The organism is Oceanobacillus locisalsi (assembly GCF_042675985.1).
In the GTDB taxonomy this organism is placed as follows: domain Bacteria; phylum Bacillota; class Bacilli; order Bacillales; family Amphibacillaceae; genus Oceanobacillus; species Oceanobacillus locisalsi.
This window is the reverse complement of record NZ_JBHTKK010000006.1, coordinates 1-24,539: the sequence shown is the minus strand read 5'-3', so window position 1 is coordinate 24,539 and position 24,539 is coordinate 1. Positions and strand designations below refer to the sequence as shown.

Below are 24,539 nucleotides of genomic sequence, written 5' to 3'. Positions count from 1 at the left end.
AAATTAAAAAATTTGATACACTAGAAAGGGATTCAAGGAAAAGTTTCAAGGAGGAGTTAAGATGGATTATCGTATAGAAAAAGATACTATTGGGGAAATCAACGTACCAGCAGACAAATTTTGGGGAGCACAAACACAGCGCAGTAAGCAGAACTTCCCGATTGGTCAGGAAACCATGCCTGTCGAAATCATTAAAGCGTTTGCAATTCTGAAAAGAAGTACAGCGGTTGCTAACTTTGAATTAGGATTAATGGAAGAAGAAAAAGCAGAAGCGATTAAATACGCTGCGGACCAAGTATTATCAGATAAATTAAATGACCACTTTCCATTAGTCGTTTGGCAAACTGGAAGCGGTACACAATCCAATATGAATGTCAATGAAGTACTGGCTTACGTTGGAAATGAGTGGCTCAATGAGAAGGGCAGCGAATTAAAACTGCATCCTAATGACGATGTAAACAAGTCGCAGAGTTCGAATGATACATATCCTACTGCCATGCATGTAGCAGCTGTATTAAAGCTGGAGGACACGGTTCTTCCTGCTGTCAAGCAACTCTCGAACACACTGGATGAAAAGCAGAAGAAGTTCGCTGATATTGTTAAAATTGGCCGTACCCATTTGCAGGATGCAACGCCATTAACACTCGGGCAAGAAATCAGCGGCTGGCACCGTATGCTGGAAAAATCCTATACCATGATTAAAGAAAGCAATGAGCATCTGCGTGAGCTGGCTATCGGCGGAACAGCGGTAGGAACTGGTTTAAATGCTCATCCAGACTTTTCAGTAAAAGTATGTGAAGCTATTTCAGCGTACACCGGAAAAACATTCATCTCTGCAGAAAATAAATTTCATTCATTGACAAGCCATGACGAAACAGTATATGCACATGGTGCCTTAAAAGGACTGGCAGCAGATATGATGAAAATTGCGAATGATGTACGCTGGTTAGCAAGCGGTCCGCGCTGCGGAATCGGAGAAATTGCCATTCCGGCAAACGAACCGGGAAGCTCTATCATGCCAGGCAAAGTGAATCCGACACAAAGTGAAGCCGTGACCATGGTTGCTACTCAAGTAATGGGAAATGATGCAGCAATTGGTTTTGCAGCGAGTCAGGGGAATTTTGAGTTAAATGTATTCAAGCCGGTGATTGCATATAATTTCTTGCAATCCAGCCAATTATTAGCGGATAGTATATTGTCCTTTGATGAACGTTGTGCAGCCGGAATTGAAGCAAATCTAGAAAATATTGAAAAGAATTTGCGGGACTCCTTGATGCTGGTCACTGCATTAAATCCGCATATCGGCTATGAAAATGCAGCAAAAATTGCTAAAACAGCGTTTGCAGACAATGCTACGTTAAAAGATACAGCCGTAAAACTGGGACTATTAACAGCAGAACAATTTGAGGAATATGTTAAACCAGAAGAAATGACGTATCCAAAATAACTAAACGAAAAACTGCCGGATCGGTGATATCCGGCAGTTTTTTGGTTATACATGTTTGCTCGCATACTAAAAAAGGAAACAAAAAACGGTCTGTTAAAATCGGGAGAAACAGGATAAGACCGCATCATGCGCTGTACATTGAAAAGTTGCCATAGTTATTACCAATAATTAACTATCATAAGATCGGTGAAATTGCAGATGATAGGTGTACAGGAGGTGATAACTATGGCAAACAACAACTCAAACCAATTAGTAGTACCTGGAGTTCAACAGGCTCTTGATCAAATGAAATACGAAATTGCTCAAGAATTTGGTGTGAATCTTGGTGCAGATTCAACTTCCCGTGCAAACGGTTCTGTAGGCGGAGAAATCACAAAACGTCTTGTTCAAACTGCTCAACAACAAATGCATCATGGTCAATAATTTTATTAAACAAAATATTACTGGCTAAAAAGGGGAGCTTATCATAAGCTCCCCTTTACCAATATAAAGGCAATACACTTATTAACGTATCCGATGCTCATTATCTTTGTCGAAGAAGTGGACTTTAGGCATATCAAAGGAAAGTTCCAGACTGTCTCCGCCGTTTATATCTGCCCGGGAATCTACACGTGCAACAAATTCCTGGCCATTGATATTGGAATAGAGAATAGACTCCGCTCCCATGAGCTCAGCAACTTCAATTTTTGCTGTCAGTTTGGACTCAGCGGATGCTTCTAAAAACACTAATTCATCGTGAATATCTTCAGGCCGTACCCCGATAACCAGCTCTTTTCCTTCATATCCCTGATCTTTTAAAGGTTTAAGCTTGGGCTGCGGAATGAGAAAAGAATTATCACCAATTATAAATTTATCCCCTTCCAAGGTACCAGTAAAAAAGTTCATTGATGGGGAACCGATAAAACCGCCGACAAATATGTTTTCCGGAGAATCATATACCTCTTTCGGCGCACCGACCTGCTGGATAATACCATCCTTCATTACCACTAATCGTGTCGCCATTGTCATCGCTTCAGTCTGGTCATGGGTTACATAAATCGTTGTGGTTTGCAGACGCTGATGCAGTTTTTGAATTTCTGCGCGCATTTGCACACGTAATTTGGCGTCTAAGTTGGATAATGGCTCATCCATTAAGAAAACTTTTGCATCCCGGACAATCGCACGACCTAATGCCACACGCTGTCTTTGTCCGCCGGATAATGCTTTCGGTTTTCTGTCTAAGTATGCTTCCAATCCTAAGATTTTAGCCGCTTGATCAACACGTTCTTTAATTTCTTCTTTTTTAAATTTTCGCAGTTTAAGTCCAAAAGCCATATTATCATATACATTCATATGCGGGTATAAAGCATAGTTTTGGAACACCATCGCAATATCACGATCTTTGGGGGAAACATCATTCATTAACGTATCATTAATAAATAATTCTCCGCCAGATATTTCTTCTAAGCCGGCAATCATACGGAGGGTAGTTGATTTTCCACAACCGGACGGGCCGACAAATACAATGAATTCCTTGTCCTGAATATGCAAGTTAAAATCCTCTACCGCTAAAACATCTTTTCCATATACTTTTTGAATATGATCCAGTTTTAATTCTGCCATGTATTTTCCTCCTAAGTTTTACGTAAATATAAATTCGTGAAAGCGTTTTTATTAACTGTTTTCAGTGTACGGAAAAAGCGGTAAAAATCATATGGAGGTATTGCATAAAATTATGTATCGCTATTGTGCATGTTTGCCAAAATGGCTAAATAAACCGTGAAAGCTTTATCGAATTGCTTTATATCCATGCCTGTACTTTCGTGAAATTTATCTAGCCGATACTGTAAACTGTTTCGGTGAATATAAAGTTTTTTAGCTGTTTCTGAAACATTTAAATTACATTGGATAAACATGCGCATCGTTTCCAAAGCTTCTGAATCACTCTGAAACTCCTTTAAAATCCAGTCGCTTACCAGGTGCCGTTCATTTACATGGAGTTTTCCGACAAGGAACAAAGGATAGATTTCACTATAATCCACGACAGCATGATCCGTTTTGGGAATGGCCAGCTCTGCCATTTGTATCAGTTGGTCTGTATAATCAGCCAAATTTTTATCATTTTCTAGATAGGGACCGATGAGAAAGGTGAGTTTTACATATAATTCCCCCATAAAGGTATCTGCAATATGGTGATAGGTGATATCTTCCTCTGGTAAGCTGTTTTTGTCTTCGATAATAAACCCTTGCTTAGGGTTGTTCCAGAGAATCGATACGTCATCTTTAAAAAAGGCCTGCAGTGTTTTCTTAAAAATGGTTGTATCCATCTGTCCTTTTTCAATTTGGAAGAAAATAAAACGGTACCGTCCGTCTTTTCCTAAGTTTTTATCTTGTTGTGTTTGGATTCGTGATTGCCATTCTTTTTCTTTCCATGTTTTTTCAGGTAATTCTATATGGTAAGGAATTAGAAAAGTACCTAAGAGCATTTGGTCTTTTTCAGTTAATTCTTTTATGTCGATGCCTATAATTTTATTATCTAATTGATACCATTGAAAATCCGGATCGACAGTTTGTTGTACTTTGGAAAGTTCTATCAAGCTTGGAAACAGCTTTTTTAATCGTTGTAAATGCAATGTGTCATCTCCTTTTTTATGTATATAAGAACAATCAAAACATTCCTTGTTGTGGTTTCTTATATTTGTTGAATAGATATGGCTATACATACGCTGACAGCTTTGTTATAGTAGCAAGAGACAATGAAGGAGGAGTTAATTTAATGGCAAATTTACAAGAACAAGCAAATCAATTAGAACAAGCACTACGTGAAAGCCAAGAATTTCAAGATCTAAAACAAGCTTATGAAGCAGTAATGGCTGACGAAGTTGCCAAGCAAATGTTTGAAAACTTTCGTGAAACACAACTAAACCTTCAGGAAAAACATATGCAAGGCGTAGATATTCCTGAAGAGGAAATTGAACAAGCAAGACAGATTGTTGAAACAGTTCAACAACATGAGGCAATCTCTAGACTCATGGAAGAAGAACAAAAGTTAAACAATGTGATTAATGAAGTTTCACAAACGATTACCAAACCATTAGAAGAACTCTATGGTGCGAATGAATCGAACGAATAATGAAAATGTAAAACCCCGACGCTGCTTTTTAGCAGCAGCGGGGTTTTTTAACGATGAAAAAGAACCAATTTTGCACTTGGACTGACACAACGATGTGTGTAATCCAAGTATCCTTTTTCCTCAAGTATCGCTGTTCCAATGTGCTTTGCTTCTGTATCTGCTGAAGCATCAAAATGCTCATCAAGCAATTTCTCGCCATCTTTTGAAAATACCGTCAAATAATATGCGACCATCATATAGCCTCCTTAACTTGAAACCGTTTCATAAACTTATTGTAAAACAAGGAGAAAAATGCTGCAATGAAAATGGGCATTGTTAATTTTCATTGCAGCATATATGATGAAGAGGATAAAAGAAGAAATAACCATTGAAACTTTTTTGATGGTGCCACGTATTACAAAAGGAAGGGAGAGAGGTATGTGCTAAAATTATCAAATGTAACTAAGCGCTTCGGAAATCATACGGCCGTTGACCATTTGTCTCTAGAAATCCCGGAAAGTGAAATGTTTGGCTTTTTAGGCGGAAATGGTGCGGGTAAAACAACGACTTTTCGTATGATTCTCGGATTGCTTGATCAAACGTCAGGGGATATTACCTGGCAGGGCGGACCGATTTCTTATAACCAAAGCCATTTAATTGGCTATTTGCCAGAAGAAAGAGGTTTATACCCTAAATTAACTGTAAAAGAACAAATTATTTACTTAGGTCGGCTGCGCGGAATGAAAAAGCAGGATGTTCTTCAAAAATTAGATGCATGGCTGGAACGGTTTAAAGTGCCGGAATATCTGGATAAAAAAGTAGAGGAATTGTCTAAAGGGAATCAGCAGAAAATTCAGTTTATCTCTGCGGTGATCCATGAACCAAAGCTGCTGATACTGGATGAGCCGTTTTCGGGATTAGATCCGTTAAACGTTGAAATGCTGAAGGAGGCCGTTCTCGATTTAAAAAACCAGGGGACGTCTATTGTGTTCTCTTCTCATCAGATGGAGCACGTAGAGGAAATGTGCCAGCATATTTGTATTTTGCAAAAAGGGACACCTGTAGTTCATGGTTCATTACGAGAAATCAAACAAGAATTTGGAAAGAAGAATCTGAATATCCGTGGTGATTTTTCCATGGAATTTTTAAAGGATTATCGTGGCGTGGCCTCTTATAAAGAACTGCCGGATGGATGTGCATTACAGATTGAGGATGAACAGGCAGCGCAGGATATTTTCGCCGGATTACAAGGCAAAGGGTTTGTCCGGAAATTTGAAATAGAAGAGCCTTCGTTAAATGATATCTTCATTGCAAAGGTAGGTGCTTCTTATGAATAAATTCTGGACGATTGTTGGTCATACTTATTTTTCAAGGGTAAAATCGAAATCATTTATTATTACGACCGTGATTACATTAACTATTATTATTGGTATGGCAAATTTACCTTCTATCATTGATATGTTTTCAGGAGAGGATGAGTCGGATGACGTACTGGTCATGGATGAATCTGGAATGTATGGAGATTATTTGCTGGAAGAAGGAGTGAGTGAAGGAGCCGGGGTTTCCTTTGAGAATTTTGAAGGAACCGAGGAAGAGGCGAAAGAAGCGGTTATCGACGAAGAATATGACGGGCTGCTTGTCGTAACTGCCGATGAAGATAACCTGCCTGAAGGGGAATACTATGCCAATCGTATTTCTGAAACAGGAGAACAGGTGCAGATTGAGCAGATATTGCAGCAATTGAAGGTAATGACAGGAACGCAGGAAGCAGGAATCGACCAGCAGACCTTGGATACCATCTACGCTCCTGTAACCTTGCAGACAGAGCAGCTCGATGACAGTGCCCGAACAGCGGAAGAAATGAATCAGTCCAGAGGGCTGGTATATGCGATGCTCTTTATTTTATATATGACGGTACTGATTTATGGACAGATGATTGCTACCGATGTAGCAACAGAAAAATCTTCCCGTGTGATGGAACTGCTTATTTCTAGTGCTCCGCCTATAATGCATATGTTCGCAAAGATTATCGGTATTGCCTTTTTAGGATTGACGCAAATTATTATCCTGCTTGGAGGAGGTTATTTTGCAATTCAGGCAAATGAAGGCTCGATGGCAGGCGAATTTTTTGAAGTCATGGGATTAACGAATAATGATCCGATTATCTATGTTTACGCGGTAGTGTTCTTTTTATTAGGCTATTTCTTATATGCAACATTAGCTGCGATGCTCGGTTCACTGGTAAGCAGAATAGAAGATGTGAATCAGTTGGTGACGCCGATGGTTATGGTGATAGTAGTGGCATTTATCTTGGCAATGATGGGCTTAAGTATGCCGGACTCCACGCTGATTACGGTGACATCTTACATTCCGTTCTTTACACCGATGATTATGTTTTTACGTATTGGTATGCTGAATATTCCTTTCTGGGAGGTAGGTTTATCCATTGGCATTATGGTGGTAACCATTGTTTTACTTGCCGCATTGGCAGCGCGAGTATATAAAGGCGGCGTGCTGATGTATGGTAAATCAGGTTCTCTCAAAGATATCAAACAGGCGATGAAGTTATCGAAAAAGGAATAGAGTAGATAGAGAAAGTCTCCATTGTTTATGTAATAATGGAGACTTTTAAAATCATTTTGCATCTCGAGAAAGGTCTTTTCTTTGACAAAAATACACCAGGGTGGTATTTTAAAAATGTAACCAAAAGGAGGGATATGATGGATTCCTTACATGAACACGCTGTAACACCAAGAACAGATGCAGAGAAAAAAGCAATGACGAATCGATTAAAACGAATTGAAGGCCAAGTACGCGGTATTCAAAAGATGATTGATGAAGATAGATATTGTGTGGACATTCTTGTCCAAATTAGCGCGATTAATTCCGCGTTAAAAAGGGTCGGATTTGAAGTGACAGAACGCCACGTCAAGCATTGTGTCAGCGATGCCGTAAAATCAGGAGAAGGCGAAGAAGCAATCGATGAACTGATGGACGTGCTGAACCAGATGACAAAATAATATAACGTGATAAAAGTCTACACAAGCGGTAGGCTTTTTTTGTTTGTGCGTTTAGCATGAAGGATATAACTCAATTTCGTACTTTAAAAGTAACTTCTATTTCATAGGAACAGGAGTTGATTGTTTCTTTTATACAGCTGAAAAGGAGAAGGTGAGGTGTAAGGTGACCGCTCAGGAGTCAAAACGGTCCGCCTCCGCTAGTGGGGTGTTCTATGCATGAAATAGTTGAACAAATAAACGTAGATCAGACAGAACGAATTTTTCGTGGTACTTGGTAAAAATATTCAGCAAGCATTCCTTTCTGTGCATAAAAGCTATGCTTGATATTATCTATTCATGCTGTCATGATTTGAACTACTAAATCAACCATTTGCAACACCAAATTAATTGTTTATTCAGGCGAAAAGTGATTGCCTCATCTCACCTGAGCAGGGTATTATTTCTTGCAACGCTGTAGCATCCTATTAGAGCGTAGACCAACCACGTAGACTCCTAGTCGGCTAAGACCGGTCACGTCCTGTGACCAACGGCCGACACTAGGACGTCCTGTCCGTCGTGGGAAAGCGTAGTGGGAAGACCCCGCAGGAAAAAAGCGCACTTCTTTTTTTACCCGCGGGGCATAAGAGCGACTTCAGCTCTGTCTGCGCCTGACGGCTTGCCAGTCGCTAAGTCTCCTTTATCGAGGAGGCTGAGCTCAGGGCCCATGGAAAGCGGAGGGCTTGGCCGGAGCGGTTGCTACATACCATATCTTGTTCAAAAATAGCAAGGTTTTGGCGGGAAGAATAAGTGCGGTAACAGAACGTGCATTCTGTTATTTCCTCTGTTAAAATAAGGGTATCATGAAAGCGGGAGTGGGGACAGTGAATTCTGCAGTTACTTTTATCCATGCAGCGGATTTACATTTAGATAGTTTATTTCAAGGGCTCCGGCATGTGCCGGAAAATCTATTTAAAGAGATTCAAGAGAGCACGTTTACGGCTCTGAATCATTTAGTAGATAAAGCAATCGAACATCAGGTGGACTTTGTTTTATTAGCAGGTGATTTATACGATCATGAATCACAGAGCCTCAAGGCGCAAATAAGACTGCGTCGTGCTTTTGAACGCTTAGAAGAACAGCATATTGATGTATATTTGTCTTATGGGAATCATGATTTTACGAAAGGGGATTCTTTCGCTGTGGAATATCCTGATAATGTACATATATTTCCGGATGAGACCGTAACATGGATTCCTTTTTACAAAAACGGCGAGGCTGCAGCAGCGATATATGGATTCAGTTATGAACATCGAGCAGTCTATGAAAATAAAACAGCAGCATACACGCGGACAGAGGAGCATTTTCCGTTACATATAGCGATACTGCATGGCAGTGTAGCAACGAATACAGAGCATGACAATTATGCTCCTTTTCAAATAAGTGATTTGGTAAACAAAGGAATGGATTATTGGGCACTGGGCCATATTCATAAACGGCAGCAACTTCTTGAAAACCCTCCAGTCTTTTACCCTGGCAATATACAGGGAAGACATCGGAAAGAGACGGGAGAAAAAGGCTGTTACCTGATTACCTTAAGTAAACATCAGGTGAAGCAAACCTTTTTACCGCTTCAGGCCATTCGTTATGAAGAAGTGGAAGTGGATATTCGGGATGGTCTGACGCCTTCTCAAGCAGAGAAAACAATCATCAATCAGCTGCCGGAATATAGTGTGCCCACCTTATTCTATTTGCGTATAACAGCGCAAGAGAAAGAAGCGTTTTCTCCGGAAGACGGCCTTATACGGGAACTGATTGAAATCATCAATGAGTCGCTGACAGAAGCTTTTCCATGGCAGTATATTTATCAGCATCAGGTGGTTTTAGAAGAAACATCTCATCAACTGGCAGATGATTTTTTAACAGATATATTACCAGAAGTGGATACAACCTTTATTCATGATGGATTACAAGAAGTCTACCGTCACAAGGATGCACGGAAGTTTTTAACTTCTTTGTCTGATGAAGATGCGCAAGCTGTTAAAAAAGATGCATACAAATTGCTGCATACCTTATTGCGAAAGGAACGGTCAAAGTGAAAATAAAAGAAATAACCATTTACGGCTTTGGCAGATGGATTGATCAGACCTTTTCCTTTTCTGAATCTCATTTGATAACGCTTTTTGGTGATAATGAATCCGGTAAAACAACCTTACATCAATTTATGATTTATATGCTTTTTGGAATGACCAAAAAACAATGCGATTTTTACCGCCCGAAAACAAGCAGTAAACTGGGCGGAAGGATGATTATCGAACATTCTTCTGAAGGAACGATACGGATAGAACGGCTGGATGCCGCAGAGTTAAGGTGTTTTGATAACCAGGGAGAAGAAAAAGATCCGGCCTGGTTTGAATCACTGCTGGGAAATATAAACGCCGAAACGTTCCAATCCATTTATTCCTTTTCTGAACAGGATGTAAATGTACTGGAAGATATGAACGAGGCGGATATCAGCGAATTACTGCTAAGTGTGGGTTTAACAGGATCTGCGGCCATTTACAAGGCAGAGAAGAAGCTGCAGACCGAACTGCAAAAAAGATTCCGGCCGTCCGGGACTAAACCGGTTATCAATGAGAAATTAGGAGAACTGCGCACCAGAGATAAACAAACAGAAGAAAAGAAGCAGCTGGAAAAATCATATAAAGAACAGATAGAAAAAATGCATGCGCTGGAAAACAAACATAAACGAAAAAAAGAACAGATTGCAGAGACTAATGAACAGTTGGAAAAAGAGAAAATGCTTGAAAATACGCTGCCTATCCGAAAAGAAATACTGCGCATAGCAGAGGAATTGCAAGAATTGGCAGACGTCCGTGATTTTCCTTTAGATAATCAAGAGCAAGTAAAAACCATTTATGCAGATAGAAGTCAAATTGACCGGGAAATACATTCTCAACAAGCGACGTTAGATTCCTATATAACGAAGAAGCAGGAAATTGAAGCTGTTTCATTGGAAGATACAGCGCAAGAAGAATTACAGGGTCTGTTAAATCAAAAAGCGGAAATCACCCTGATGATGGAACGCCAGAAAACCCTGGAAGCAGACTATCATTATAAGGCACGCGAAATTTCGGAAATGATTCAGGAAAAGCAGATCGATATAACAACGGAAGAATTAGAAAAGCTGGAGTTGCCGTTTTATCTTGAAAAAGAATGGGCAGCAATACGGAAAGAGCAAGAGTATACCCAGGAAAATCTCACTGATAACAAACAGCAGCGAGAAAAGCTGATGCAAGAAAAATCACGCTTGGAAGAGGAAAAGAAAGAGGTAGAAAAACAACTGCTTGCTGATGTTCATGTAAAGGAATTAGAACAGCGGATAGCAGTTTACCAACAGAGAAATCCTCAGGATGATAGGCAGCAACAAGACATGCACCAGCTGCTTGAGCAAATGATGCAGGGGAAAAGAAAACATCAGAAAACCGGTACCGCAGTCGGAATCATCCTAGTTTTAACGGTTGCTCTGATTGGTTTTTCCGGAAACATGCCTTGGTTATATGTATTAAGTCTGGCAGGAGCAATAGGTGTGTATTATTTTCGGCATATGCAGGAGCAGAGTATAAGAACATTTAAACAGCAGCAAGAAGAATGGCAGCAAAATCATGCAGAACCAGAAATGGATGTGACCGCTGCAGAATATGCGGAAGCACAGGAAATTTTAGAAGAACAGCAATCATTGCAACATCACCTTTCCACTTTACAGGATGCTCTGCAACAAACGATTCGTAAACTGGAAATCAATGAAACCAAACAATCGGATTTGGAAAAACGGCAACAACGATTAGAAGAAAGAATAGTAAATCAGCAACAACCGTTTCCGTTTTTACAATCGATCGATATTTTTTATTGGCAGGATGTTTACCATTTACTGCAAAAACTGCTTCAGCTTACCAAGGAAAAACAGCGAATGAAAACAGAGTCAGATCGTACACAAGAGCAGCTGAACCAGTTTGCTTCCCAGGTTAAGAATTGGTTGGAACAGAACGGTTTTTCCAGTGAGACCGCCTTGGAAGAGATGTTGCGCATATTAGAGAATATACAGCAGCAGGAACAGCAGCGGCAGCATGAGATGCAGCAGCTGGATCAGTTGATCAAAGATGCAGAGAATAAACAATTAGCGCTGAACCAGAGAAGAAACTATTATATAGAAGAACAGGATAAGCTGTTAGAAGCTGCAGGGGCGGCGTCCGAAGAAGACTATTTTGAAAAGCAGGAGCGGAAAGAGCATTTCAATAAACTATTCAGCCGTCAAGAAGAATTAGAAGAAAGAATCCAGATGATGCTTCCGGAAAAATGGCAGCAGAAATGGATGGAGGAATCTGTGGAAACAGACCAGTCCTATAAAAATAAAAAAGAACTTGAATTAGCATTGGCGGAGGAAGAGGAAGCGTTAGAAGAAATAAAAAGTCAGCTGGCAGAGCAGAAATTACGTATTGAACAGCTGGAGTCAGCAGAAGACATCTCCTTGCATATGCATGAACTGGCGATGGAAAAAGAAGAATTGCAAGATATGGTTCAAGAATGGGCAGTGCAAAAAACGGCTTTACGCATGCTCCTAGCTGCCAAGAATCAATATAAGGATAAATATCTGACCCTTGTGATTGAAGCAGCACAAATCTATTTTAAAGAGATTACTGGAAATCAATATGATACAATATATGCAGCAACCGATGAAAAACCGTTTCAGGTGGAAAATAGTAAAAACAAACAGCGATTTCATGTCGGAGAACTTTCGAAAGGAACCAAAGATCAACTCTATATTTCTTTGCGATTTGCTATTAACGAGGTGATGGCAAAAGCATCCGGGCTGCCATTTCTGATGGACGATGCTTTGGTCCATTTTGACAAGAACCGCACAAAGCGAATGCAACAGGTTCTAAAACGTTTGTCTGAAAATCAACAGGTAATATTATTTACCTGTCACCAAGATTTTGCGGAAGCTGCTAATGGAGAAATCGTTCACCTCAGTTCATAATAAGCGCGATTTGGAAGGAGACATAAGATGAAAAAAGGAATTGCATATTTAACGGTCGGTGATAAATTTGAAGGATTTTTATTGATTAATCAATCTACAAAAGGAACAACGAGTAACGGGAAACCATTTTTAACGTTAATGCTTCGTGACGAGTCGGGTGAATTAGAAGCAAAATTATGGGATGCTACCAAAGAGGATGAAGAAAACCTTGTCGCTGAACAGATTATTCATGTGACAGGAGAAATTAATCAATTTCGCGGCAAGAATCAGTTGCGTATTCATTCCATCCGTTTGTCCCAATCTACAGATCAGGTTCAGGTAAGCGATTTTGTCGGCAAGGCGCCGATAGGCAAAGAGGAACTTGGATCAAAATTGACAGAAGCTATTTTTGAAATGACCAATCCCACTTTACAGCGGATTGTCAGAGGGTTTGTCAAAAAATATCAGCATGAATTACTTATTTATCCGGCTGCTGCAAAGAATCATCATGATGTCGCATCCGGACTGGCATATCATGTTGTCAGTATGCTGGGAATTGCCCGGAAACTGCACGAATTGTACCCGTCCATTGATAGAGACTTGCTCTATGCAGGGATTATTCTCCATGATATCGGAAAAATAAAAGAACTATCCGGCGTGGTATCCACCACATATACACTGGAAGGAAAGCTGCTCGGTCATATTACGATTATGACCGAAGAAATAGCCGAGATGGCAAAAGAGCTGCAAGTCGAAGAAAAAGAAGAGGTGCTTATTTTACAGCACTTGATTTTAAGTCACCATGGCAAAGCAGAATGGGGGAGTCCGAAACCTCCAATGGTGAAAGAGGCAGAACTGTTGCATCTCATTGATTTAATTGATGCCAAAATGAACATGCTGGATAATGCTTTAGATAAAATTCAGCCGGGAGAATTTACAGAACGTCTCTTTGCAATGGATAACCGCTCTTTTTACAAGCCTTCTTTTGAATAAATGGTATCAAAGTGAAGATAATGTCATTTTCTTTTAACTTGTTCATATATATTTAGTAAGGAGCGGACAAGGGGGACATAAGATGAGCTCGATTCCAATTTGGGTATTTGCAGTGATTCTGTTGATTTTGTTCAGTGGATATATGGCATTACGAGCATTTTTAGCTGAAAAAAAACTGGATAAACAGTTTATTGAAAGCGAAGGTAAAATATACATGGAACGAATCCAGGAAGAACGAATGAAAAGACGGGAAGAATGATGGAATAGGATGAATTAAAAACACCCTGTAATTTTTGTGCTTCGTATAAAAATTACAGGGTGTTTTTGATGTTAGGAAAGGACGGATAACATATAAAAAACAATCACCGCTCATTCATAAGCAGTGATTGTTTTTCTAATATAGTACGTTTATTTATTCTTGTGAAGAACCTTCAGGATCTTCTTGCGGTGCAGGCTGTCCCTGACCTTCTTCTCCGCCGCCTTCAAAGATATCCTCTAATCCTTCTTCTGAAATGTCCACGTTCGATTCTTCAATTAAACTTTGGACTTTTTCCTGGATTTCTTGCTGGTCAGCTTGCTGAAGGACTAATTCACTTCTTAATTCATCTTTCAATTCTTCAAAGTCGCCAATGGACTCTTCTTTTTCGCGCACATCATTTACTTTAATGATGTGATAACCGAATTGTGATTCTACAGGATCACTGACATCGCCGGGTTCCATATCGAATGCAACTTCTTCAAATTCCGGAACCATTTCACCGGCAGAGAAATATCCTAAGTTTCCGCCATCTTCAGCATTTTCATCCTCAGAGTATTCGGAAGCCAAATCTTCAAATTCTTCTCCGTCATCTAATTGTTCTTTAACTTCATTGGCTGTTTCTTCATCTTGTACAAGAATATGTTGGGCATCTACTTCGCTATTTTTCCTGTCATAGTACTCCTTCAGTTCTTCATCTGAAATATCCATGTCTTCGGAAATAGCAGCTTCTTGCAGCATTCCTACATAAACGAGGTCTCTAAGTTCTTCTTGACTGCCAAATTGTTGGGAGACCACTTGTTCAAACTGCTCTTCACCCAGTTCATTTTCCATGTTCTCAATTTCTTCGTCTACTTGGCTGTCTGTTACTTCGTAATTGTCTTCCAGAACCTTGATAGTAACCAGTTCTTCCAATACTGCTTCGCCATTACGTGTTTTTAATTCATCATAAAACTCTTCTTTTGTAACATCGCCTGCATCTGTAGACGCAACGACTTCATCGTCGGAAGAATTACACGCAGCTAGTGCTAGTACACTGGCTGATATGGTTGCTGCTAATGTCCATTTTTTCATGTCTGATATACACTCCTACTCTTTCCAAATGTTACTTTGTATTATTTACCATGATTAATATATCATACTTTCTTCGTTAAAATAATTATTTTCAAATTTTTACTTAAAAATCACATTAAACTGTCACATTTAAGACGCGGAGGTAAGAACAAACGAGCATGGCTACCAATATCATATTCGTAACCCGGTCCATTCTTTGAGATTTTTGCTTGGAAAGTTCCATTTTCGTGCTTAAAGAAGTAATCATGACATTGAAGATAAGTAATACAAAAAAGCCAAAAATAATATAAAAGATAGCCATGGTTTTATATACGCCCCTTTACAATAGTGGTACTTCTCTAACTTTATCAAAAACAAAACGTGTTGAACAGTGAAAAAGCCGAGAGAATCCGAAATAAAGAAAGCTTTTACCAGCTGTATACTGCCGGTAAAAGCTTTCTTTTATGGATTGGCATTGGTGTTTTTTAATTTTTCTTCTAATTCACGAATGCTGGATTCAATTTGTTCCAGTGACTGGTGAATATTTTCTTGCTGGGGTTCTACGGCGGTTTTCCAGTCTTCTACGGATTTCCGCATTTCTTCCGTCAGCTCTTTGACTAACACAGCACCTTCTTTGGAAGTTTGGAGCAACTGCTCTTTAATACGCATGCTGTCTTCTTTTAAGTTCATTAATAATTCTTTTAAATCGGAGGATTGTCTTACCACTCTTCCACGAACATCCTTGCCTGATTCAGGTGTACTTAATAGTGCAATACCGGCACTGACAGATGCTCCTACAATAAATCCCAGGGTTAATGATTTTTTCTTAGACATAGGAAACGCACTCCTTTCTTCTTTCACATATACCTTTTCCTTTTACCATATGTATTTAAACATGTCTTTTAAAACAAATGATACATACATATTATAGGGAATGGAATCATTTTCTGCTAGTATAAAGGTTTTTTACTATCTATAGTTTAACATAAAACGGACAAGATATGATAAATATACTTTTTAAAAAATAGAAAAAACATCCGCTCCATTTTAATTGGAACGGATGTTTTGGAAGACGAAGAAAAGAGGGAAAACGGGTTATTTACCTGCTTTTCTTCTTTAACTTATACCGCAGCTACTTTGCTTCGTTTCATAATGCCCTCGACAATCGGATACACAACAAGCATCATAATGGTATTCATGACTGCTGCTGGCAGTACGACAGCTGCAAATAGAGCTGGAAAACCGCCTTCCATAAATCCTATGAGGAACAAGGCAACAGATAAAAAGATACTGCCGCTGATCAATGTTCCTACAAAAGTTAATACAGATGCCGCTACTTTTGTATTCAGATGCTTTCCTACTAATAAAAATAGGAGAAAGAAAGCAACTGCCGTCAGTGGTTTATCTATCAGATTGGCGATTTGACCTCCCGGAGCCGCTGTGGTTAATGCGGAAATAGCTCCTGTTGCAAATGCAAGCAGAAGTACATAATTCCATTTCGGAAATAAAATAATTCCTAAAAACATCATCGCCAGCATCATATCAGGCTTTACTCCGAATAATAACGGGGGCATTACAAAATGCAGTACGGTACCGATGCTTACCAAAAGGGCGAGCATGGTTAAAATTTTTGTCTTCATCACTTAACTCTCCTCTGCTTTTCTAAACTCTGCTTTCCGGCTGTGCGCTTATTGCCAGCCGCGAAAGTTATAGTTAGTATATCAAATGCTGGTCAAAATAAAAAGTACTCCTTGCATTTACTGCTGAATTTGTTCGTGAATAATTTTGGCTACGTCTTGCAAATCATCGGACGTATAATCTTCTGTGTGCGTAATCCAGTTTGGCTTATAGCCATCCCCTTCGCCGTAACGGGGAATTAAATGAACGTGCAGGTGGAATACAGATTGCTCGGCTGCCGCTTCGTTGTTATTGAGTATATTCATACCTAACGGCTGATAAGCGTCACGAATAGCATTAGCAATAACAGGTATTCTGCTGAATAATTCTTTCGCTGTTTCTGGATCCGTTTCATAAATATTCTTCGTGTGTTCTTTTGGGATAACAAGCGTATGCCCTTTGGTTACTTGACTGATATCAAGGAAAGCATACACCTTATCATCCTCGTAAACTTTTGCTGATGGGATAACACCATCGACAATTTTGCAAAAAATACAATCTTCATGCTTCATCATTTGTTCCTCCTATCAATTAAAAATGGATGCTTGCATCTATTGTATAGAGTTATAACGGGTAAAGTAAAGGAATCTATATTATTCTGGTTAAGAGAAGTGTGAAAAAGAATGCTGCTGTCATTTTAAAGCGGGAAATGCTATACCTTATCAAATGTTCCCGTCATTTGCAGAACGGTTCATTTTGGAATCTTTCCCGAATGATGATAAAATCAGAGTAGCGAACAAAGGAGGTAAATAAGGTGAATCCTTTATTACATATTGAAAACTTATACGGGGGATATACCCACAAAAATGTATTGCATGATATCTCATTTGATTTAAATAAAGGAGAAATCGTCGGGCTGATTGGGTTAAACGGAGCCGGAAAAAGTACAACCATTAAGCATATCATTGGACTGATGCAGCCGAAAAAAGGCGTGGTGCAGGTACAGGGAAAAAGTTTTCAGGATGATCCGGAAGCCTATCGCAATCAGATGGCATATATTCCGGAGATGCCCATCCTGTATGATGAGCTGACACTGTATGAACATCTCCGTTTAACAGCGATGGCTTACGGCATTGAGGAGAAGGTGTTTGAACAAAGATTGCCGCAGCTTCTAAAAGAATTCCGGCTCGAGAAGAAATTGAAATGGTTCCCGGTGCATTTTTCTAAAGGAATGCGGCAGAAGGTCATGATTATGTGTGCATTTCTGATTGAACCGCCGCTTTATATCGTGGACGAGCCATTTGTCGGTCTGGATCCATTGGGTATTCAATCATACCTGCAGACGATGGATTCGATGAAAAAGCAGGGGGCAGGCGTCTTAATGTCCACACATATCCTCGCGACAGCAGAAAGGTACTGCGACCGTTTTCTTATTATGCATGACGGACAATTGCGTGCAGAAGGAACGTTGGAAGAACTGCGCGAAGATTTTCAAATGTCGGGCGCAACGTTAGATGATCTATATGTGCAGTTGACAAAGGAAGATAGCCATGTTTGATTCCCATGCACTCTATAAGAAACGCTTATCTTCGCATGTCACGAATTTAAGCAGGTATTTAAAATACATGTTTAACGGGCATATTGCCTTTGCTATGTTGTTTTTCGTAGCTGCGACAGCATATTATTATCAGCAGTGGCTGGAACAGCTGCCGGCGAACTTCCCGACCGGCATCATTATGGGAATCGTTTTAGGCTTGCTGATGAGTTATAATCCGATACGCACACTGCTGCAAGAACCGGATCTGGTATTTCTTATTGCTGCTGAGCAGCGGATGGGGGCCTATTTCCGAAATAGTATTATTTATAGCTTTATCATTCAGATGTACTTGCTTGTATTAGCAGCTGCGGCATTTGGCCCGTTATATTTTGCAAGCTTCAGCGGAAGGACAGGAAGTATTTATCTCGTTATGCTGCTTTTGTTTCTCATTTTAAAAGGGATGAACATGCTGGCCAACTGGAATATGTTAAAAGTCCGGGAGAAAAGTATACGGACCGTTGATTTAACCGCACGGACGCTGCTTAACATGGCGACTGCTTATTTTGTGATAGAAGGGCAGGCTGTATTTGCCATTATCAGTATTGTATTGTTGCTGCTCGTAATCGTGTATGATTTTACGGTAGCTGTCAAACAGCCGGGTATTTCTTGGGAATTATTAATAGAAAAGGATCAAATGCGTCTACAATCCTTTTACCGTATTGCCAACTTATTTGCCGATGTGCCGCATTTGAAAAATAAAGTCAAGAAAAGAGAGTGGCTGACCAAGCCCATTATCAGCAGGGTTCCATTTGCACAGTCATCTACTTATGATTACTTATACCAGCTTTCATTTCTGCGCAGCGGAGATTACTTAGGAATGTATGTCCGGCTGGTTGTCATAGGCGGTATTTTTATTTGGGTTATTCCAAATGTCTGGATAAAAATATTGTTTGCTATTCTGTTTATTTATTTAAGTGTGTTTCAAATGATGGCCCTTTACCATCATCACCGTACACAAATGTGGCTGGATCTTTATCCGGTGAAACCAGATTTAAAACGAACAGCAGTTATCACCATTATCCGGAGACTTGGTTATATACAAACCATTGTTTTCACGCTTCTATTGCTTATCCAGTTTGAATGGCTGGGCAGTATATTAATATTAGCTGGCGGTCTCGCTTTTGTCTGGGCATATATCACATTTTATGTTCATCCCAAATTGGGTAAAATATAAAACAAGCTGCCGGGAGGAATTTTTCCGTCCGGCAGCTTGTTTTTTAATTGTATTTTTCCTGATAAGATACATAAATATTGGCGAAAGCTTTTGCGGCCGTAAGCAGGGCCCTTTCATCAATATCAAATTTAGGATGATGGTGCGGGTAATCATTTCCTTCCAGATTCGCCCCCGTGAGAAAGAAAGCGCCTGGCTTTTCTAATAGGTAATAAGCAAAATCTTCGCCGACCATTAAAGGTTCTATGGTCGAAGCAACATCTACATCATCTATATCCTTACTAGTTTCCAGAACCAGGTCTGCCTGTTCTGGATGGTTGACAACGGGCGGATACCCTTTAATATAGTTAAATTCATAAGAAGCGCCAAATGAATCACAAATACCTTTTAGAATTTGTTCCATTTCTTGAATGATTTTTTCCTGAACAGCGATGTCAAAGTGCCGGACAGTTCCAATCAATTTCGACTGGTCTGCTATAATGTTAAAAGCATTGCCTGCTTCAAAGATTCCGATAGAGATAACCGCAGATACCAACGGGTTTAAACGTCTGCTTACAATCTGTTGAAACTGTGATACCACTTCCGCACCAATGACAATAGCGTCCTGTGTATCCTGTGGAATAGCACCATGTCCGCCTTTACCTTGAACTGTAATTTCAAAACGATCTGTACCAGCCATTAAAGCTTGGGGAGCAGAATAAATACTGCCAAGCGGTAACGGGGCCCATAAGTGGGTGCCAAATACGGCATCTACATCTTTTAAAGCACCTGCTTCAATAATAGGCTTCGCGCCTCCAGGGGCATATTCTTCTGCGTGCTGATGAATAAAAACAATCGTTCCTTCTAATTCATTTTGGAATTGCTGCATGACTTTAGCGAATGTAAGCAAGGTTGCTGTGTGTCCATCATGGCCGCAAGCGTGCATAACGCCGGGAACTTGCGATTTATAAGGAACATCTTTTTCATCTTGTATGGGGAGGGCATCAAAATCGGCACGGAAAGCAACCGTTTTACCGGGTTTTGCTCCTTTCAAAGTGGCTACAACCCCATTTCCGCCGACATTTTTTTCATAGGGAATACCTAAATCATCATAATAATTTGCAATGTATTTAGCTGTTTCTGTTTCCTGGAATGACAATTCCGGATGCTGATGTAAATATCGACGGATGTCAACCATCTCTTCGTATGTGTTATCAAGACGTGAATGAATAGCTGATAACATTGGATCACCTCTTAAATTTTGTTAATACATGAAGAATAATCTGGTCATTCATGTTATTCTACATGTATTCTATTATATCATTTATGAAAGAACCTGTAGAATGAAATATTTCATTTCTCGAAATAATGGAACCATGCGCTAGCAAAAAAATGGCTTTTCACAATAATTGGTTTCAAATCTGTTTAGTTTCAAAAAGATAGAGGAAAGGGAGATTGGATGAAAAATAAATCAGCAGCTATTTTATCCTGTGTATGGATGGTAGCTTTTCTGCTAAGTATTTTTTGGGTAATCCAAATAAAACGGGATATATTACCGTATTTAGACCAGTGGACAGGTGAAATTGTTCCGCTTGTCCATGGATCGGCAACTTATCAATTTTTTAGAGTAATAACTGAAATGGGATCGTCTCATGTATTGATTCCTATTGCGATAGCGGCAGCTGTTTTTTTCATCTTTCTATACAAGCATTGGTATCCGGCGCTATTGCTCTTAGCAGGGTCTTTATTTGCGCATTTTTTCAATGTGTTTATAAAACAGCTGGTAGCCAGGGAAAGGCCGAGTATTTCTGTTGCATTGAATGCAGAGGGATTTAGTTTTCCGTCCGGGCATAGTATGATTTCGATGGTTTGTTATGGACTGATGGCTTATTTCCTATGTAAAAAAATACGTTCGGGAAAATTAAAATGGATTGTGCAGTTATTGTTTGGAACACTCGTCTGTTTGATTGGAATCAGCCGTTTTTTTATCAATGTGCATTATATTACAGATGTTATCGCCGGATTTACGATTGGTTTTGCGATTCTTTACGCTTATATATACTTGGATCAACGAATGCCGGATTTGAAGCAAAGAACAGATTCCTGAAAATTCACGTAAAGCCTTTTCTGCCTTGCTTGGGAAATGGTTATTTTATTTGAAAGCATAAAAAGGCTGTCCGCAAGGGGACAACCTTTTGCATGAACGACATATTATTCTTCTTTTTCGTGCATATGACCTGTAATAACAAACGGCCGTTCCATAAAATAGCTCGGCTGTTTTGCCTTTTGGGACTCATGTGCTTTTTTAAATTGATCGGAATTTTTCCAGTTCTCAAAGTCGGAAAATGATCTCCATTGTGTCAAAACGACATATTTGCTTGTTTTTTCCTGGCGAAGAAAACGCCATGCCTGAAAACCTTCCATTTCTTCAATACCGCTGTCGTTGTGTTTCATACGATATTCAAAAGCGGAACTGCTGTCCTCAGATACCGGGAGATGATTCATAACTACATACCCCTGTTTGGATAATTCGCCAACCGATTTTAATACCTCAAACGATTGTCCGGCTGAAAATATATTTTTAGAACTGTTTTCATAATAGGCAATGCCGCCATCATCACTGGCAATAAAGTAAAAATCGATATCAGTATGTTTTTGCTCCAATTTTTCCAAAAAATTGATTGTTCCTCTTGACATAAATGCCTTCATCAAAATCCTCCTTCATTTATCAACCACTCATGAACATTATCTTCTATAATTAGATTGTACATAAATACAAATAATATTGAAAACAATTTACATCTGTCGGATATTGACGTAATTTAGGTGTGTCCATTCTTTATCAATAGAAAAGAATAACGTATAATAAAAGGGTATATGCTACTTGAGGTGAGCTTATGAGTACAGAAAAAAGAACGGAACAAAGAAACGAAAGAAGAAACGAAAGAAGAAAAAATCAAAAGAATTTGTTCCGGCAAAGAATAAAATGGCTGGGAATTGCCATTGCTGCAGTTTTTCTTTTGTTGTTAAGCGGTTATGGACTGCTTATTTTAGGCGGAAAAATGATAGCTGATGAAGAGGATTTACAGCTGGATTTGACAACAACGATCCGTACGGAAGACGGGGAAGTAATCCGATCATTATATAATGAAAACAGAGAATATGTTTCGTCAGAGCATATCCCCGACCATGTCTTGCAGGCATTTGTTGCCGTGGAGGATCGCCGTTTTTATGAGCACCAGGGTGTTGACCTGCAATCTATCGGCAGAGCTGTTTACCGTGATATTATAACTAGAAGTAAAGCAGAAGGCGGCAGTACAATTACACAGCAATTGTCGAAAAACCTGTTTCTATCCAATGATAAAGCGTGGTCTAGAAAAATAAAAGAAATGATGGCTTCCCTTTATTTGGAGCGGCGTTTAAGTAAAGATGACATATTGGAACTATACGTCAATCAGGCTTATTTCGGCGAGGGAATGTACGGGCTTCAAAAAGCTTCTGAACATTTCTTTTCCAAAGACGTAGGTGATTTAAGTGTGTCGGAAGGGGCGCTGCTCGCAGGAATGATGAAGGCGCCTAATGGGTATTCCCCGATCAATCATCCGGAAAAAGCAGCTGAAAGGCGAAATATCGTCCTGAATACAATGGAATCAGCTGGATTCATAGATGAAGAAACGCTTCAGCAAGAGCAGGATAAAGGGTTGGGAATCAATCAGACAGAGGAAGAAAGAGAAGACAATCCGTGGGTTGACAGTTATGTGGATATTGCTATTAAAGAAGCGGCAGAAGAACATGATTTAACATTTAATGAACTGCAAAGCGGAGGCTACGATATAACCGTTTATATGGATGATGATTATCAGCAGATTGCCTATCAGAACTTCCAGGAAGATGCGTTTTTCCCAGGTAATACAGAAGGAACGGAAGGAGCTTTTGTGATGCTGGACAAGGATAACGGCCACATTGTCACAGCTATCGGCGGGCGCGAATATCATTTTGGTGATTTAAACCGGGCGAATGTCGAGCGGCAGCCGGGGTCAACCTTTAAACCGGTATCCGTATATGGACCCGCATTGATGCAGGAAGATACGTATAATCCGTATACCGTTATTCCTGATCAATATATGGAAGAATATGAAGTAACCAATGCCAATGGAGAGTATAAAAATAACATTACCATTTACCAGGCCATTGTGGAATCGACAAATACATCTGCAGTTTGGCTGCTTGATGAGATCGGTGTAGATAATTCAAAATCCTATCTCGAAAAAATGGGCATGCCAATTGATGATAAAGGATTGTCTATAGCATTAGGCGGATTAGAGAAAGGTGTTACACCGCTGCAAATGGCGCAAAGTTATCAGTCCTTTGCTGACAATGGCGAGATGTCCAAAGCAACAGCGATTGCCGAAATACAAGATCGTAACGACGAAGTGATTTACGAGTCTGAAACAAATAAGGAAGAAGTCTTTACGCCGCAGGTTGCCTGGGATATAACAGAAATGCTGAAAGAGACTGTCCGGACAGGAACTGCGACTGCAGGATCCTACGGTAAAGAACTTGCAGGGAAAACAGGAACAACGCAGCATCCTTTAGTGGATGGAGCGTCAAAAGATGCCTGGTTTGTAGGATATTCGCCAGATTATGTAACGGCAATGTGGATGGGATATGACCAATCAGATGAAGAACATTATCTTACAGGCGGAAGCTCTTATCCGACATCCTTAACGAAAAAAATCTTGACAGATATAGACAATCAGACCGGTTCCGGACTTACGGCTTCCTTTGAAATGCCAGAGGGAGTAGAAGCTTTACCAGAACCAATTGATTTACCGGATATTGAAAATGTGGATGCAAGCTATACTTTCGGCGGATTTGCCATGGTGAAAGGAAAGTTGACTTGGGAAGGTTCGACAGATGATCGCGTTATCTACCGTGTATATAAAGAAGAAGAGGGCAATGATGAATTAGTAGGAGAAGTAGAAGGAGAGAACGAATTTATTGTAGATGACGTCTGGTTCCGCAATGAAACATACTATGTAGTCCCAGTCGATCCGATTACAGATATGGAAGGTTCTCATTCTGCCTCTGTATCCTTTTTCTGATATAGCGCAAATACACTTGCACTAGTACGAAGAAGTGCCTGTAGAACTCCCATTAAATGAAGACTTGTTTTATAAGAAGTATTTTCTTAGAAAGATAAGAAAGTATATAAATTTAAATCTACCACAGTGTGAAACACTGTGGTAGATTTAATGTATGGAGACGAACATTCTAAAACGCATCTTATTTGATGAACAGGGACATTGGGAGAGCTTTAAA

Annotated in this window: 24 protein-coding genes; 14 read left to right on the top strand and 10 right to left on the bottom strand. The window is 39.7% G+C overall.

The window, feature by feature from the left end; genetic code table 11:
- Window positions 1-61 precede the first annotated feature (61 nt).
- Window positions 62-1,447: a class II fumarate hydratase gene (gene fumC, locus ACFQ19_RS06955; protein ID WP_379591353.1), complete on the top strand. Its 1,386-nt coding sequence runs from the start codon at window positions 62-64 to the stop codon at window positions 1,445-1,447.
- Between the two features lie 225 nt (window positions 1,448-1,672).
- A complete protein-coding gene (locus ACFQ19_RS06950; protein ID WP_080874058.1) occupies window positions 1,673-1,870 on the top strand; it encodes an alpha/beta-type small acid-soluble spore protein in 198 nt (65 codons plus the stop codon).
- A gap of 81 nt (window positions 1,871-1,951) precedes the next feature.
- On the opposite strand, the gene ACFQ19_RS06945 is transcribed toward ACFQ19_RS06950, so the two are convergent.
- Complete coding sequence (locus ACFQ19_RS06945) at window positions 1,952-3,049, bottom strand: ABC transporter ATP-binding protein (RefSeq protein WP_379591352.1); 1,098 nt, start codon at window positions 3,047-3,049, stop codon at window positions 1,952-1,954.
- Window positions 3,050-3,159: 110 nt separating this feature from the next.
- Entirely contained in the window at window positions 3,160-4,059 is a 900-nt protein-coding gene (locus ACFQ19_RS06940) for a PucR family transcriptional regulator (RefSeq protein ID WP_379591351.1), read from the bottom strand.
- A gap of 143 nt (window positions 4,060-4,202) precedes the next feature.
- On the opposite strand from ACFQ19_RS06940, the gene ACFQ19_RS06935 reads away from it, so the two are divergent.
- Entirely contained in the window at window positions 4,203-4,559 is a 357-nt protein-coding gene (locus tag ACFQ19_RS06935; RefSeq protein ID WP_379591350.1) for a YlbF family regulator, read from the top strand.
- 47 nt (window positions 4,560-4,606) lie between these two features.
- Here ACFQ19_RS06935 and ACFQ19_RS06930 read toward each other — a convergent pair whose 3' ends face one another.
- On the bottom strand, window positions 4,607-4,792 hold the full coding sequence (locus tag ACFQ19_RS06930) for a YhzD family protein (protein WP_379591349.1): 186 nt from the start codon (window positions 4,790-4,792) through the stop codon (window positions 4,607-4,609).
- Window positions 4,793-4,978: 186 nt separating this feature from the next.
- Here ACFQ19_RS06930 and ACFQ19_RS06925 point away from each other — a divergent pair, with 186 nt between their 5' ends.
- From ACFQ19_RS06925 to ACFQ19_RS06895, 7 genes are all read left to right on the top strand, one after another.
- The gene (locus ACFQ19_RS06925) at window positions 4,979-5,875 is read left to right on the top strand and encodes an ABC transporter ATP-binding protein (protein ID WP_379591348.1); all 897 of its coding nucleotides are present in this window, start codon (window positions 4,979-4,981) and stop codon (window positions 5,873-5,875) included.
- A complete protein-coding gene (locus ACFQ19_RS06920; protein ID WP_379591347.1) occupies window positions 5,868-7,121 on the top strand; it encodes an ABC transporter permease in 1,254 nt (417 codons plus the stop codon). Before ACFQ19_RS06925 ends, ACFQ19_RS06920 begins: the two co-directional genes overlap by 8 nt.
- 134 nt (window positions 7,122-7,255) lie before the next feature.
- Complete coding sequence (locus tag ACFQ19_RS06915; protein WP_379591346.1) at window positions 7,256-7,558, top strand: metal-sensing transcriptional repressor; 303 nt, start codon at window positions 7,256-7,258, stop codon at window positions 7,556-7,558.
- Window positions 7,559-8,418: 860 nt separating this feature from the next.
- Window positions 8,419-9,633 carry a metallophosphoesterase family protein gene (locus ACFQ19_RS06910; RefSeq protein ID WP_379591345.1) on the top strand — a complete coding sequence of 405 codons (1,215 nt, stop codon included), beginning with the start codon at window positions 8,419-8,421 and terminating at the stop codon, window positions 9,631-9,633.
- Window positions 9,630-12,572: an AAA family ATPase gene (locus ACFQ19_RS06905; protein ID WP_379591344.1), complete on the top strand. Its 2,943-nt coding sequence runs from the start codon at window positions 9,630-9,632 to the stop codon at window positions 12,570-12,572. The genes ACFQ19_RS06910 and ACFQ19_RS06905 overlap by 4 nt, the downstream gene beginning before the upstream one ends.
- A gap of 27 nt (window positions 12,573-12,599) precedes the next feature.
- The gene (gene yhaM / locus ACFQ19_RS06900; RefSeq protein WP_379591343.1) at window positions 12,600-13,544 is read left to right on the top strand and encodes a 3'-5' exoribonuclease YhaM; all 945 of its coding nucleotides are present in this window, start codon (window positions 12,600-12,602) and stop codon (window positions 13,542-13,544) included.
- Between the two features lie 82 nt (window positions 13,545-13,626).
- Complete coding sequence (locus ACFQ19_RS06895; RefSeq protein WP_379591342.1) at window positions 13,627-13,803, top strand: sporulation YhaL family protein; 177 nt, start codon at window positions 13,627-13,629, stop codon at window positions 13,801-13,803.
- A 153-nt stretch (window positions 13,804-13,956) separates the two neighbouring features.
- On the opposite strand, the gene ACFQ19_RS06890 is transcribed toward ACFQ19_RS06895, so the two are convergent.
- The 5 genes from ACFQ19_RS06890 to ACFQ19_RS06870 form a co-directional block, all read right to left on the bottom strand.
- Window positions 13,957-14,874: a peptidylprolyl isomerase gene (locus ACFQ19_RS06890; RefSeq protein WP_379591341.1), complete on the bottom strand. Its 918-nt coding sequence runs from the start codon at window positions 14,872-14,874 to the stop codon at window positions 13,957-13,959.
- A gap of 115 nt (window positions 14,875-14,989) precedes the next feature.
- Window positions 14,990-15,175, bottom strand: a complete 186-nt coding sequence (locus tag ACFQ19_RS06885; protein ID WP_379591340.1) for a hypothetical protein — start codon at window positions 15,173-15,175, stop codon at window positions 14,990-14,992.
- 140 nt (window positions 15,176-15,315) lie between these two features.
- The gene (locus ACFQ19_RS06880; protein ID WP_379591339.1) at window positions 15,316-15,687 is read right to left on the bottom strand and encodes a YtxH domain-containing protein; all 372 of its coding nucleotides are present in this window, start codon (window positions 15,685-15,687) and stop codon (window positions 15,316-15,318) included.
- Between the two features lie 287 nt (window positions 15,688-15,974).
- Window positions 15,975-16,493, bottom strand: coding sequence for a tryptophan transporter (locus ACFQ19_RS06875; protein WP_379591338.1), 519 nt, complete (start codon window positions 16,491-16,493; stop codon window positions 15,975-15,977).
- Window positions 16,494-16,610: 117 nt separating this feature from the next.
- Window positions 16,611-17,042, bottom strand: a complete 432-nt coding sequence (locus ACFQ19_RS06870) for an HIT family protein (RefSeq protein WP_379591337.1) — start codon at window positions 17,040-17,042, stop codon at window positions 16,611-16,613.
- Between the two features lie 242 nt (window positions 17,043-17,284).
- On the opposite strand from ACFQ19_RS06870, the gene ACFQ19_RS06865 reads away from it, so the two are divergent.
- Both ACFQ19_RS06865 and ACFQ19_RS06860 read left to right on the top strand, forming a co-directional pair.
- The gene (locus ACFQ19_RS06865) at window positions 17,285-18,028 is read left to right on the top strand and encodes an ABC transporter ATP-binding protein (protein ID WP_379591336.1); all 744 of its coding nucleotides are present in this window, start codon (window positions 17,285-17,287) and stop codon (window positions 18,026-18,028) included.
- Window positions 18,021-19,241 (top strand): ABC transporter permease, encoded by a 1,221-nt coding sequence (locus ACFQ19_RS06860; protein WP_379591335.1) that lies wholly within the window; start codon window positions 18,021-18,023, stop codon window positions 19,239-19,241. Before ACFQ19_RS06865 ends, ACFQ19_RS06860 begins: the two co-directional genes overlap by 8 nt.
- Window positions 19,242-19,284: 43 nt before the next feature.
- On the opposite strand, the gene ACFQ19_RS06855 is transcribed toward ACFQ19_RS06860, so the two are convergent.
- Complete coding sequence (locus ACFQ19_RS06855) at window positions 19,285-20,460, bottom strand: M20 family metallopeptidase (RefSeq protein ID WP_379591334.1); 1,176 nt, start codon at window positions 20,458-20,460, stop codon at window positions 19,285-19,287.
- Window positions 20,461-20,676: 216 nt separating this feature from the next.
- On the opposite strand from ACFQ19_RS06855, the gene ACFQ19_RS06850 reads away from it, so the two are divergent.
- Window positions 20,677-21,324, top strand: a complete 648-nt coding sequence (locus ACFQ19_RS06850; protein ID WP_379591333.1) for a phosphatase PAP2 family protein — start codon at window positions 20,677-20,679, stop codon at window positions 21,322-21,324.
- Window positions 21,325-21,428: 104 nt separating this feature from the next.
- Here ACFQ19_RS06850 and ACFQ19_RS06845 read toward each other — a convergent pair whose 3' ends face one another.
- A complete protein-coding gene (locus tag ACFQ19_RS06845) occupies window positions 21,429-21,926 on the bottom strand; it encodes an antibiotic biosynthesis monooxygenase family protein (RefSeq protein WP_379591332.1) in 498 nt (165 codons plus the stop codon).
- A 188-nt stretch (window positions 21,927-22,114) separates the two neighbouring features.
- Between ACFQ19_RS06845 and ACFQ19_RS06840 the strand changes: the two genes are divergently transcribed.
- Complete coding sequence (locus tag ACFQ19_RS06840; protein ID WP_379591331.1) at window positions 22,115-24,322, top strand: transglycosylase domain-containing protein; 2,208 nt, start codon at window positions 22,115-22,117, stop codon at window positions 24,320-24,322.
- Window positions 24,323-24,539: the final 217 nt, after the last annotated feature.

What these genes read in the sequence shown, in the direction of transcription:
- fumC (WP_379591353.1), top strand. Translation starts at nt 62, where the DNA reads ATGGATTATCGTATAGAAAAAGATACTATTGGGGAAATCAACGTACCA.
- ACFQ19_RS06950 (WP_080874058.1), top strand. Translation starts at nt 1,673, where the DNA reads ATGGCAAACAACAACTCAAACCAATTAGTAGTACCTGGAGTTCAACAG.
- ACFQ19_RS06945 (WP_379591352.1), bottom strand. Translation starts at nt 3,049, where the DNA reads ATGGCAGAATTAAAACTGGATCATATTCAAAAAGTATATGGAAAAGAT.
- ACFQ19_RS06935 (WP_379591350.1), top strand. Translation starts at nt 4,203, where the DNA reads ATGGCAAATTTACAAGAACAAGCAAATCAATTAGAACAAGCACTACGT.
- ACFQ19_RS06930 (WP_379591349.1), bottom strand. Translation starts at nt 4,792, where the DNA reads ATGGTCGCATATTATTTGACGGTATTTTCAAAAGATGGCGAGAAATTG.
- ACFQ19_RS06920 (WP_379591347.1), top strand. Translation starts at nt 5,868, where the DNA reads ATGAATAAATTCTGGACGATTGTTGGTCATACTTATTTTTCAAGGGTA.
- ACFQ19_RS06915 (WP_379591346.1), top strand. Translation starts at nt 7,256, where the DNA reads ATGATGGATTCCTTACATGAACACGCTGTAACACCAAGAACAGATGCA.
- yhaM (WP_379591343.1), top strand. Translation starts at nt 12,600, where the DNA reads ATGAAAAAAGGAATTGCATATTTAACGGTCGGTGATAAATTTGAAGGA.
- ACFQ19_RS06895 (WP_379591342.1), top strand. Translation starts at nt 13,627, where the DNA reads ATGAGCTCGATTCCAATTTGGGTATTTGCAGTGATTCTGTTGATTTTG.
- ACFQ19_RS06890 (WP_379591341.1), bottom strand. Translation starts at nt 14,874, where the DNA reads ATGAAAAAATGGACATTAGCAGCAACCATATCAGCCAGTGTACTAGCA.
- ACFQ19_RS06885 (WP_379591340.1), bottom strand. Translation starts at nt 15,175, where the DNA reads ATGGCTATCTTTTATATTATTTTTGGCTTTTTTGTATTACTTATCTTC.
- ACFQ19_RS06880 (WP_379591339.1), bottom strand. Translation starts at nt 15,687, where the DNA reads ATGTCTAAGAAAAAATCATTAACCCTGGGATTTATTGTAGGAGCATCT.
- ACFQ19_RS06875 (WP_379591338.1), bottom strand. Translation starts at nt 16,493, where the DNA reads ATGAAGACAAAAATTTTAACCATGCTCGCCCTTTTGGTAAGCATCGGT.
- ACFQ19_RS06870 (WP_379591337.1), bottom strand. Translation starts at nt 17,042, where the DNA reads ATGAAGCATGAAGATTGTATTTTTTGCAAAATTGTCGATGGTGTTATC.
- ACFQ19_RS06860 (WP_379591335.1), top strand. Translation starts at nt 18,021, where the DNA reads ATGTTTGATTCCCATGCACTCTATAAGAAACGCTTATCTTCGCATGTC.
- ACFQ19_RS06855 (WP_379591334.1), bottom strand. Translation starts at nt 20,460, where the DNA reads ATGTTATCAGCTATTCATTCACGTCTTGATAACACATACGAAGAGATG.
- ACFQ19_RS06850 (WP_379591333.1), top strand. Translation starts at nt 20,677, where the DNA reads ATGAAAAATAAATCAGCAGCTATTTTATCCTGTGTATGGATGGTAGCT.
- ACFQ19_RS06845 (WP_379591332.1), bottom strand. Translation starts at nt 21,926, where the DNA reads ATGAAGGCATTTATGTCAAGAGGAACAATCAATTTTTTGGAAAAATTG.
- ACFQ19_RS06840 (WP_379591331.1), top strand. Translation starts at nt 22,115, where the DNA reads ATGAGTACAGAAAAAAGAACGGAACAAAGAAACGAAAGAAGAAACGAA.